This is a genomic window from Tunicatimonas pelagia (genome assembly GCF_030506325.1).
GTDB classification, from domain to species: domain Bacteria; phylum Bacteroidota; class Bacteroidia; order Cytophagales; family Cyclobacteriaceae; genus Tunicatimonas; species Tunicatimonas pelagia.
The window spans coordinates 2,415,411-2,427,333 of record NZ_CP120683.1 but is presented as its reverse complement, the minus strand read 5'-3'; the positions used below and the strand labels follow the sequence as shown (position 1 = coordinate 2,427,333).

The following is an 11,923-nucleotide window of genomic DNA, read 5'->3' as shown; positions in this document are numbered from 1 at the left end:
ATCTAAAAGTGATAGAGATGAAAGATAAGCGATTGGTGTATATACTATTGCCTGCCGTGGCAGTGATCTGGATTGTTATTGGCTATCGGATTTACCAGGCAGTTAAGGGAGAAGAACCACTCATGCCCTCCCGAACGGCTCCTTTGTTGACAACAGAAGAAATGGTAATAGATACCTACACTCTTCAGCTAAATTACGCTGATCCTTTCTTAAAACGTCAGCCTGTCCGGTCGCAAGGTGAGCCAGCTTCTGCCTCTTCTACACCGATACTGATTGCCAATACCACTAAATCCGATGTATCAGCCGGGGTAAACTGGGGCCGTATTACTTATTTGGGAATGATTGAAAATAGCCACACTCAACAAAAGGTAGCCATCATTGCGCTGGATGGAGTGCGGAAATTGGTTAAGATACAGGATCGCATCTCACCCTTTTTGGTAGAAAAAATTTATAAAGATTCAGTATTGGTACGTTCGGGTAAGGATATTCAATATATCGTAAAGGAGGGTAGGATAAAATGGTTAACAGGTAATCCATAAGTTAGTCATTTGCTAAAAAAACTTACTCTTTCCCTCAAAACATGAAATTAGACAATTTGGCACTCAGAGTGAGTGGGAGTAGAATTAACACTCACTCTGCTGTTCTCTCAACATTTGAGAAAAAACGTTTTTATAGCTATTCAGAACGACTGATAACCTGAATAAGAAGTACCTAAGTTCGGTAGTATTTAAAGATATTGTGGGTCTACGCGAAAGAATTTCGTTAACAAAGTATCAGCTGATTTTGTAGCGATAAATCTGTAGTTTGTTACAAAAGTACGTGTGTAAGAAATCCGTTTTTAGCATCTATCACCAATTACTTTTAGGTTGCTATTTTTACGCCTTCAACTTTTCAAATCACCTGAACAGATGTTAAAAAAAGTCGCTATAGTAATCTATCTCCTCAGATTACTAATCCCCCAATCTTTCGCTCAATTGTATACTCCCGAAATTAAAGTACAAGATACACAGGGGCGAATTGGAATTAACACACTTCCTGTAGCAGGAAGCGCGTTGGATATCAATGGAAATTTATCTGTCGGAAGTACCACAAATGGGCAGGGGTTAATCCGATTCCGTAGAGGTAGTGATAGTGGATTGAACGGGTTCGTTGGTTTTATGGATAATGATCTATTTTTGCGTAATACTTCGGGAGAAGGTGTTATTAAGTTTATAACTAATACTCGTAACCTTTCACACCAAGAAGTAATGCGCATTGACGGCTCGGGAGATGGGAGAGTAGGAATTGGTACCACTTCACCTAATGATAAGCTAGAAATTAATAACGGCAATATACGAATAGAAGGTGTTGATGGGAAGGGAATGCTTATACGTCAGACTGATGGTAGACGATATGGGCAGGTGATGATCGATAAGAGTACCGGAATTGGTAGTGGCACGGGCAATACTCTACTTCTAGAAGCAATGAATAGTTACGGAGCACAGTATAATCAGCGCATTCTATTTAAAACTGCTGGTTCGAGTCGTATGGTTATTGAGCATAATGGAAGAATAGGTATTGGAACTACCAATCCCACCGACGCTTTACATGTTAATGGAGATGCTAGAATTCACGATCTTAAAATAGTTGCCGGAGTTGATGTTTCACAAGAGCGATCATGGCTCTTCAATTCAGGTAGCTCAAACCGACAGGTTGGTTTTATGATTACCAATGATGGTCAAACAAAAGCACAAATAAAACTATGGGAGGGCAACAGCCATAATCCCTATATTTCATTCTCTACAGCTTCTGGCTCGGGTAGAAATATTTCTGAAAGAATGCGAATTACCAAGGATGGAAGGGTTGGAATAGGTACCTCTTCTCCTTCGCATACTTTAGATGTTAAGGGGAGTGTATCCTTCGAGGGGGGTGTCACTGTCAACACCAATTCGGATGCAGTTATGACGTTTAACAACTCCGATAACTCTTGGCAGTATTTCCAATTTAAAAGAAGTAATTCGCGAAAAGCCTGGATGGGCTTGAACAATAATAATGACTTCGCTATAACGAAAGAGGGAGGGGGCAATATAGTACTTAGCGGAAATGTACTAGTCTCGTCTATTAGAGCTACTTCAGGGCAGCGGTGGCCGGATTTCGTATTTACCGACGATACTTACCAGCTTCCTTCGCTCCTTTCAGTAGAGAAGTTTATTAAGAAGCATAAACATTTACCAGATATTCCTTCCGAATCGGAGGTAAAGGAGAAAGGCATTGATTTAGGTGAAATGGATGCTAGGCTATTGCAAAAAATAGAAGAGCTTACTTTATATCTGATTGAGCAGAATAAAAAGATTGAGCAATTAGAGAAGAAGGTTCAGCAATTAGGGCGTAAGAAATAATCATTAGAAACATATCAGCTATGTTCAACTACTTAAAACCTTTAATGCCCCAGGTGTTCAGTCTACTAAGTGTAATAGCATGCACCACTTCAGTAAGCTTCGCTAATGATACTGCTCTCAACAGTGATGGAGCTACTACCATCCGGCTAGACGAAGCGGTACGCTACTTCGGGCGAGCTGACCTACCATTCCCTGGGACCGATGCTGGTAAACAGAACACTGGGTTACGCTTAGTCTCCCACGGGAAGATTCGGGAAAGCGGACAGGAACGGTACTCGGTGTGGCGAATTCGTAATGCAACCAACGAAGTGAAAAGTGTAGTACTCAAAGCGCACGGTAACAGTGCCGAGCAATCACTTAGCATACCGGCTCATACCGAAACTTTTGTGCGGAGTGGACACTACCAAGGTTCAGCTACGCATAGGCTCTTCTACCAAGGGCGACAGATTGACGTGAAAGCCAGCAGCCCCAGCGATTTCTCCGATAGTCGGCTGGTTCGTCATCCGGGTGCTCCCAATGAGTCTACCAATCTAGTAGCGCAAGCAGCGTCCGACCGGGAAATATACCTTACTTGGAAAGATCAGTCTGATAACGAAAGGGGCTTTGCCATTGAGCGCCGACCCGAGGGTAGCGGGGCATTCCAACGTATATTTACGACGAGGGTAAACGAAGAAGCTTTCTTAGATACTACGTTAGTTTCAGGCGTGACCTACCAATACCGCATCCAGGCCGTAAATGGGGACTGGGTTTCTAATTATTCCGATACTACTGCTGCCACAACCATGCTAGTTTCGCCAGTCACCTATTACGCTATTGCCAGCAATGACTGGACTACCCCACTCACTTGGTCACATACTAAACAAGGCCCGCCGACAGTCTCAACTCCTCACGAAGCTGCATTGGTTTTTATCAACGGGCACGCTATTTCACTAGACGGCGATCAGTTATGTACCAAGTTAAGCCTGGATACCGAAGGAACCTCCTCACTACTCACCATTGAGGGAGCAACGCTAACGGTGCGAGACCGGGTGACAGTAGAAAAAAACTGCGAAGCCTGTATCAGCAATATTATTATCAACAATAAAGGGAGGTTACACTGCGAAAATCCGTGAAAATTATGACCAAGAACATGATTCCTCATATCCTCTGGGCGGTTGCCTTAGCGGGTATCTACTACTTACATCTTACTGATAAAGAAAAAGTAGCTTACGTAGATTCAGTGAAACTACTGGCTGAGTACCGAGGAATGGCTGATGCCCAACAGGCTTACCAGAAAAAAGCTATCCAGTGGCAGGCTAACATTGATACCTTAAAGCAAGAAATGCAAGTAGTACAAGCGAAATACCAAGAGCAGAAAACCCTCAAGACCACTACTCTTGCACAGACAGAACAGGAGCTTAAAAGTAAGCAGCAACAATTAGTAAACTACCAGCGGGCTATTCAAGAAAAAGTCACTCAGGAAGACCAGCAGATGACCCAGCAGGTGTTAAGCCAAGTGAATAGCCTGGTTGAGGAGTACGGCAAAAAACATGGCTACCGCGTAATATTGGTGGCCAATGGTTCCGGTACTATTGCCTACGCCCAGGAAGGAGCAGATTTAACCTCGGAGCTACTGAAAGTATTAAACGAAGCGTACATTCCATGAATATACCAATGAAGCTGGTAGTAATCATGGTGGGCTGTTTTTTGTACGGTTGTTACTCGCCCACTTACCTGAGCGAAGCTGAACTACAACGCTACGTCCGAGACGCTGACCATGGGCTACGACAGAAAAAACAGGCAAACGAATTGCAGATTACCCTTCAGTATCGCCCTACTGATTTACTAGTGGCTCAAGAACTAAACGGCAGTACCAGTTCAGCCAAAGTAGATTCGCTGCGGCAGAAATACGGTCAATACGCTTACTTTGTGCTGAGCTTGTCGGCCGATAAGCAAGATGCTCTCTACCGTAGTGCGAACTATGCGCGATTCAGTGAGCAATTGCAGACCCTAGCTTTTCGGATGGGTAAGTATACGCAACTGGTTACCTCTGAGGAGGATACCATTCCAGTAAGCGATTTCGTTTTTCCCCGCTTATACGGTTACGGTAGCAGCACGGATGTGCTGTTTGCGTTTGCCCGAGAGGAGTTAGCGGAAGATGCGTGGGTGCAGTTTGATTTACAAGAATTTGGGATGGGCACTGGTTCTCAGAAGTTTCGCTTTCGTACCGAGGATTGGAAAAAAACACCACAGATACAGTTTCATTGAGATTTATATCCAAGAGGAAAGAATATTATAAAATAAGAGAAAATTGACCGGGAATAAGCATGATGATTAGTCAAAAAAATATCAAACGGCCAGTAGCCGTAGCCCTACTACTATTGCAGATAAATTACCTGTTTCTTCCCACCCTCAGTTACGCACTGACGGCGGGCCCCACTGCCCCCGAGTACACCAGCTTTGAGCCGGTAGATACTACCGATATGGTCAATTTGGCAACCGGAGATTTTACGTATAACATCCCATTGCTGGAAGTTCCTGGCCCGGAAGGCGGGTATCCTTTATCTCTATCCTATCACGCAGGTATTCAGCCTAATGAAGAAGCTAGTTGGGTTGGTTTAGGCTGGACGTTGAACCCCGGTGCTATTAACCGAACGGTAAACGGCTACCCCGACGACCACTACGGAGCTAATCGGAAAGTAACGGATAGTTGGGAAGGTGGGGGGCGAAGTACTTTCTCAGTAGGTGTAGGCTTACCGAGTGGGGCAAACTTTGGATTATCATTTTCACAAGACACTTACCAAGGATTTGGTGTAGGCAGTAACTTTGGTTTCGGGATGCCTTTTGGAGAAAAAAGTCCTTTAAGTGCAGGAATAAACGTTGGAACTAACGGGTATGGCGGGTCTTACGCCAATGTTGGAGTATCAGCCGGAGTACCCATCGGAAAATCAGCTGAATCAGCCCAAAGATTAGGTGGATCAATCGGGTTATCAATTAACTCATCGGGAAGCATAGGTGGCTACGCTAGTGCTGGAATAGGCTCAAATGGTATATCAATAATGGGAGCTTCCATTAGTTCTAACGGATTAAAACCGAACGTTAGTGTCGGGGGAGCATCTATTAACCAAGTAAACAGCACTGCTGGGCGTATTACAACAGAAGGTTATGGCTTTAGTGTTCCTATCCCCCTAGGTACTCCCAAGGCTTGGTTAACGTTAGGTTATAATTACCTTCGCTATTACTCCAATGAGAGTAGTGAAGTAAGCACCTGGGGAACGCTCTATCCAGAGTGGCAAGAGCCAGAAGACAATTCATTTGATTCTTACGCCCTGTTAGATCCGGATGCGGAAGGAGGTATTGTGGAGAACGATGAGGCCGACAAAGTGCTAGGCGGTAGTATGGCGGCAACTGATTTTTATAATGTAACCGGACAGGGCTTGAGCGGCAGTATTCAACCTTATTTTTACACTAACCGAACCCTTTATCGGGAAAATGTCGACCAAGTAAATGGAGATAATGAAGACACTGGGCAAAATATCATAACCTACGTCGGAAATTTTAACGCAAAGGCAGTCGCATTTCGGTTCAATAATGACTTTTCTAACACTAATCACCTAGTGAATGATCCTTCGATTCGTAGAACTTCGCCTACTTCAGTGATAGTAAACAATACTAACACCTACCGTCCGTCCGACGGATATAATGTTCTAAAGCAGCAGCTAGCAGGTTCTAAACACGTAGAATACTTTACAAACTTTCAAATTAATAGTGGCGAAGCTTATGATGATTTCGGATTCATCTCCTACGATAAGCAATCGCAAGTTTCTAGAAATCGCAACCCCACTGATAATACGGATGATCCTCGTCGGGGTATTTCTAATGGTTCTCGTTCTGGTAGGTATGGTAGCGCAGTAACCCAGCAAGTAGGTGGGTTTATGATCACGAATGAAAGTGGCATCACCTACCACTACTCTCTACCGGTGTACGCTTACGACGAATACATTCACAGTGAAACGATTGACGATAGGCGGGGAAACGTAGAAAATAATAAGGAGCACCCCCACGCCTATGCCTACACCTGGTTGCTTACGGCGATTACGGGGCCAGACTACGTAAACCGCAACCCCGCACAAGATGGAACCATAGACGAAGAAAACGATTGGGGATACTGGGTAAAATTTAACTACGGAAAATGGGCGGATAGTTACGAGTGGCGCAACCCGGGTGAGGGGATGCACAAGGATATTGATCGGGATATTCAAAATTACTCCCGGGGGAAAAAGGAGCTGTACTACCTTAATACCGTACAAACCCGAACCCACACCGCACTATTTGTGAAAGAACTACGGGCCGACAGTAAAAGTACTACTGATCCGGACAACGGAGGATTTGAAGTGCAAACTGACCAACCAGTAACAGTAACCGTTAGACGATCTGGCTCTAGGCTAGAATCAGAAAGGGAAATTGGCAAGTACAATAAGATGCCTACCAGCACGCTAAAGCTTAATAAGATTTATCTGCTTAAGAATGAAGCGTACCAAGCGTTAGGTGGTAGCAGTATTGCTAACAATAGCGACGAGTATAATCACCGCTGGGAGGTATCCGGTGAAGATGGTTCTTTCCGAGATGGGCAACCTGTTACTAGAACGGTGAGTGGAACCATTCATCAAGGAGGCGGATTGGTGGATATTCACGATGTAGCAAATATTGCTGAAGAGCTTACCGAAAAATCGCTACGGATCATAGATTTTGGGCACGATTACTCTCTACAGCCACTAACCCCGAATAGTTACGATGCCTCCGGCAGTATGTACCAAAATATAACCGATGTAGGTGAAAATGTTCCAAACTTTAATTACCGCAAACAGGGTAAGCTCACATTAAATAGTCTAAGCTTTCTTGGTAAAGGCGGAGCTAGTATAATACCTCCCATGACCTTCGGTTACGATGATGAATCCGAAAGTTATACAGCGGAAGTATCCCGAGTAAACACCATCTTATTCAATAGTATTAAGGTTGAGAATTTACAGGAGGGCGTTTTTTCAGTGGGAGAAATGATAAAGTTTGAGCACGAAGGAAGAGCATACCTATGCCGTATCACCGAGATTACCGGAAGCAACAGTGTAAGAGCAAACGTAGTAAACAGAAGCTTGCTTTTAACATCATTAGATAATGCTCCGGTACAAGTAGTAAAATCTGAAAACTATCCTTACGATGCCGAAGCCTACGATATGTGGGGCTACTATAAATCGGACTACGAAGATTTAAGTAACGAGAACTTGAGTCGCCTCATAAGCAAAAAATCTTCGGAGCACACTGATTCTTGGTCGCTAAAAAATTTAAGAACTAGCTTAGGGTCAGTGATAAGTATTGACTATGATAGTGATGAGTATATTAAACCAAAGTTACATAAAAGTAAAGTTTTAAGGATCGCATCGGCCAGCCCTGTAGAAGGCGAAATTGTTAGAATTGAATTTTATGATCAGATAGGTGACTACCAAAATGTATTTTCTGAAAACTCAAGGATTAGTTTGCAAGGGTTAATCAGATTTTTTTTCAATAAGAGTTCAGCAATTATTTGTGATGGTGATAGAATAGATGGGGGCAATATATATGAAAATATTTCTTATTCTGAAGATGACTTAGCAATAGTCAGTATTAGTGAAAATAGTATTGATGTTGAATCTCCAATATTTTTTAGTAAGCTTACCGAAATCAAAGGGAGAGTACTATTTCAGGGAGACTGTATCGATCTTGAAGGAAAAAAGGTAAACATAGATGTTGATTATAAATTTCCTCCGATATGGATCGGAGGAAATTTATCATTTGAGAGTGAGTTTGGGCAAAAAGGAGGTGGTTTAAGAGTAGAGAGTGTATCCCTTGCAGATCAAGCAAAATTATTTAACACTAGATATACTTACGAAAACGGTACTACTAGCTACGAACCAACTGGACTTGATCAAAATATATTAGATTTTGGTGATTGGAGCCCTCCAAATCTTTCAAGACTTAATGGAGAGCTACAGCGTCAGATAGAAGCAACAGAGGAATATCTAACAAATTTGTACCAAGGTTTCTCCAACCTCCTCGCCAACGCCCGGGAAGTACCACCACCGGGGGTAGTATATGGGCGAGTAACGGTGACTGAGGAGGTGCAGTACGATGAGGAGCCTCCCTTTCAGGTGCCAGGGGCGGTAGCTTACACCTTTCAGACCTTTGAGGAGGATATGATCTCGCGGCGTACCCGCGATTGTGAAGACTGTGCTAGCGAGGAGCTGGAAGGAAGAGTAGTAACCATGCGCGACTTTTCTACGGCAGTAGGTGCGCTGAAAAAAGTAGAGCAGTACGGTAAAGGGGGAGTTTTGCTATCCGAAACACGTACCCACTATCTGTACGACGACCACGAGATTAACACTACCCTCAACGACGAAGGCTACCGCCAGGATTTGATCGACCGCTTTGGCGGGCAGGGATTGATTACCCAGTTGTTTCAGGAGAACCGTATCGTTAAAAAAGAGGTGCCTCAAGCCGATGGCTCTACGCCGATTAGAGACGTACGGCAGACCATCCAAACGATAAAAGAAGAGTACCCCTCGGTAGTACTAGGTACTACAACCATTAACTATAAAACGGGGATCGCCTCTGAGCAACGGAACCTGGCGTTTGACTTTTATTCCGGTGAGCCGACCGAAACCTGGACGGAAGATAGCTACGGCAATCAGTTCGTTACCCTATCCACTCCCGCTTACCGTATTCCGGCCTACGAGGCAATGGGACTAAAAGTAAAGAATTCGGCTAACAAGCATATGCTCATCCAGTCGGCCGAAAGTATGACGTATAAAATCAACCCCAACTTCAATCCCGATCAGTTTCCGCAGGTAGATTACTTGCCTGAGGGGATTGTTTCGGCGGGGGCACAGACCTGGAGTGACCAAGTGGAGATACTACCATCTTGGAACCTGGATGCTCGCCCCGATGATTTACCAGCAGGTAAACAACCGGGAATATGGCGTAAGCACCGCAGCTTTAGCTGGATTGGCGATGGAGTAGCCTTACAGGCGGATGGTACAGCTCCCGCCAATAGCTTGGTGCCATTTATGGCCTGGAACTATAATGAGGAGAGCGATGATCCTAACTGGGAAAGACAGACTGAGATTACGCTATACGATCCCTACTCTCACGCGTTGGAAGCGATGGATATCAATAATAATTATGCGGCTACCCGCATGGATAACCAGCAGCAGCGGGTACTAGCCACGGTAGCCAATGCCAATTATGATGAGTTTGCCTACTCCGGAGCCGAAGCTTTGGCCGACTGGAATACCGAAGGGGGAGTAACGGGAGGCAACTGGCCGGCTACCACCGCCTTTAGTCATACGGGGCAATACAGCATCGGTATTCCTCAGGGGCAACGCTGCTTTACGTTTATCCCTCAGCGAACTAATGCCGCCCGGGCTCATCGGGTAAGTGCCTGGGTGTACGTGCAGGATGATGATAAACTAGCCGATGCCCAACTATACGCCCAAGTAGATGGCAATACCATTACCCAGAGTGCCCAGCAAACCGGAGTGCAAGCCGGAGCCTGGCATCTGATTACCCTGGATGTTCCTCCTGGTACTATTACCGAAGTAGGATGCAAAAACGAGACCGCTAAAGCAGGTACCGTATACTTTGATGACTTCCGCTTTCATCCGCTGGATGCCAGCATGACCTCTTACGTATACGACCCCATTACCGATGAGCTGACCTACATACTAGACGCCGATAATTTTTACACCCGCTTTGAGTACGACGGTATGGGACGACTAATTGCTACCTACCAGGAGATACAATACGTGGTAGAAAGGCAGGTCAGTAAGCAAATCTACCACTATAAAGAAAACTACTAGTAATCGGTATGATAACAGCAGGAAAAACAATTTTCTATTGGTTGGTACTACTTCAGGTAGTGTTTATTACTAATTCCTCGTGGGGTCAAACCGACGTATGTGTAGGCCAACAAATATATATCCCATTTGAGTACGATGAGCCTATTTTTAGAGATACGGGACCAGTTACTGTGTCTAACATCGTAGTAAATGGTAGATCTATGAAAGTGGGGGATGAAAATAATGATCTAAAGATTTTATCAGCTAGTTTTTTCTTGAATCGTGATAATGGGAGCGATGCTTTTGGAGGCTGGCTTTTAGGACAGGTATTTATTAGATGGAAAAAAGTGGGTACGTACAATATTGAACCGAAATTTAGGGATTTTTCGGTAAACAATTTCTCTGAGGTCGTACGAGTCAATACAATAGAGCAGGTATCACCAACAGCTAGTTGGGGAAGTTCTCCAACAACAGTACAACCTAATAGTACTAAGGCATTCACTTTCAGTATGAGTGGGTTGAATGGGGTAAGAATTACCAACTACACGTGGAGAAAGCGATACAACGGAAGAGCTACTACACTAGGGAGTGGGTCTAATAAGAGAAGTCATAACGTTACTTTTAGTGGCTCCGAAATTGGCACACACACTATTGAAGTTACAGTTTCATACAATAATCCTTGCAAGACCCTAAATACGACGCTTTTCAAACGTACCGTCACAGTCTGCCCCACCGGAGCAGTAGCCTTAGGTAGCCAAAGCTGGAGTGCCCCTACGGCACCGATCAAACTAGGCTCCAGCAACGAACGTGGGTTGGTCAGCCTGGATATTGGCGGTAGTACTCCCTCGGGCTACAGTATTCAAGGCTCAAGCTGGACACTTAAGCGAAGGTTATCTAACGGCACGGCTCAAACGGTGAGTGCCTCGGGCCATACCGTGACCCGCAGTGGCACTAGACTATCAGCCGAACGTAGCTTTAGGGGTTTGGCGTACGGTGATTACTTTTACAGTGTCGTAGTTACTTTTACTAATGCTAACTGCGGCACGTGTATTCGGTCAAACAAAAAGTCAACTTTGGTTCAAACGAAAAGTCAATAAAAAAAATATAGTAAGGGGGTTGGCTTCTAATAAAGTACAATTTTTAAACATTTAGAAAAATATGTATTGAAATTGCACTTTTCTAATTTACTCGTAAAATTACGAAATAACTATCTTTCAACCTAGAAGGGTGACAAGGTGTTTCGGGAATATAGGTAGTGTCTCAGTTTGAATCTTTTTCAATCAATTTAACTATATCTACGATTTCCATCGGTCGCTTGGTTAGTCCTGCTTCCATCGCTGGATTTACTCTCCATGTTTTGTGAATCTTCACCCAACTGTTGTAGAGAAATTGCAGGGCAGTTGGATAGCAATGATTCTCCAGCTTCTTGCTAAATCCATTAGTCAAACGGGTAAACCTCCTCATATGTATTCGCACCGTTAGATTTTGCCACTCTACGTAACTCGTAGATACATGTTTTTCATCTGGATTGCCAAAGATTCCTTTTTTTGATACCAATACACTTAACAGGTGCCTACTTCTTTTCAGAATATTTCAGTAAGTTGAGCATAGTCAATGATGCCTTCAAAAGCATCATAAACAGCGTTCAAATAGGTTTTGTGTCCATCGATAGTTAATTGCACTCTATTAGATAAACAG

7 protein-coding genes are annotated in these 11,923 nt (G+C 44.0%); all 7 read left to right on the top strand.

Translation table 11 applies throughout. From position 1 onward, the window contains the following. Positions 1 to 17 precede the first annotated feature (17 nt). The 7 genes from P0M28_RS10255 to P0M28_RS10225 all read left to right on the top strand — a co-directional run bounded on the left by P0M28_RS10255 (position 18) and on the right by P0M28_RS10225 (position 11,322). The gene (locus tag P0M28_RS10255; protein WP_302209807.1) at positions 18 to 539 is read left to right on the top strand and encodes a hypothetical protein; all 522 of its coding nucleotides are present in this window, start codon (positions 18 to 20) and stop codon (positions 537 to 539) included. A 369-nt stretch (positions 540 to 908) separates the two neighbouring features. Beyond that, positions 909 to 2,378, top strand: coding sequence for a hypothetical protein (locus P0M28_RS10250; protein WP_302209805.1), 1,470 nt, complete (start codon positions 909 to 911; stop codon positions 2,376 to 2,378). 20 nt (positions 2,379 to 2,398) lie between these two features. Next, positions 2,399 to 3,490 carry a fibronectin type III domain-containing protein gene (locus P0M28_RS10245; RefSeq protein WP_302209803.1) on the top strand — a complete coding sequence of 364 codons (1,092 nt, stop codon included), beginning with the start codon at positions 2,399 to 2,401 and terminating at the stop codon, positions 3,488 to 3,490. Positions 3,491 to 3,495: 5 nt separating this feature from the next. Continuing rightward, positions 3,496 to 4,023: an OmpH/Skp family outer membrane protein gene (locus P0M28_RS10240; RefSeq protein ID WP_302209801.1), complete on the top strand. Its 528-nt coding sequence runs from the start codon at positions 3,496 to 3,498 to the stop codon at positions 4,021 to 4,023. Then, entirely contained in the window at positions 4,020 to 4,625 is a 606-nt protein-coding gene (locus P0M28_RS10235) for a hypothetical protein (protein ID WP_302209799.1), read from the top strand. Before P0M28_RS10240 ends, P0M28_RS10235 begins: the two co-directional genes overlap by 4 nt. Positions 4,626 to 4,684: 59 nt before the next feature. Further along, entirely contained in the window at positions 4,685 to 10,246 is a 5,562-nt protein-coding gene (locus tag P0M28_RS10230; RefSeq protein ID WP_302209797.1) for a hypothetical protein, read from the top strand. Positions 10,247 to 10,254: 8 nt separating this feature from the next. Continuing rightward, positions 10,255 to 11,322 (top strand): hypothetical protein, encoded by a 1,068-nt coding sequence (locus tag P0M28_RS10225; RefSeq protein ID WP_302209795.1) that lies wholly within the window; start codon positions 10,255 to 10,257, stop codon positions 11,320 to 11,322. Positions 11,323 to 11,923 lie beyond the last annotated feature (601 nt).

Bases quoted from the DNA above. Each gene is read 5' to 3' on its own strand.
- P0M28_RS10255 (WP_302209807.1), top strand. From the start codon at position 18: ATGAAAGATAAGCGATTGGTGTATATACTATTGCCTGCCGTGGCAGTG.
- P0M28_RS10250 (WP_302209805.1), top strand. From the start codon at position 909: ATGTTAAAAAAAGTCGCTATAGTAATCTATCTCCTCAGATTACTAATC.
- P0M28_RS10245 (WP_302209803.1), top strand. From the start codon at position 2,399: ATGTTCAACTACTTAAAACCTTTAATGCCCCAGGTGTTCAGTCTACTA.
- P0M28_RS10240 (WP_302209801.1), top strand. From the start codon at position 3,496: ATGACCAAGAACATGATTCCTCATATCCTCTGGGCGGTTGCCTTAGCG.
- P0M28_RS10235 (WP_302209799.1), top strand. From the start codon at position 4,020: ATGAATATACCAATGAAGCTGGTAGTAATCATGGTGGGCTGTTTTTTG.
- P0M28_RS10230 (WP_302209797.1), top strand. From the start codon at position 4,685: ATGATGATTAGTCAAAAAAATATCAAACGGCCAGTAGCCGTAGCCCTA.
- P0M28_RS10225 (WP_302209795.1), top strand. From the start codon at position 10,255: ATGATAACAGCAGGAAAAACAATTTTCTATTGGTTGGTACTACTTCAG.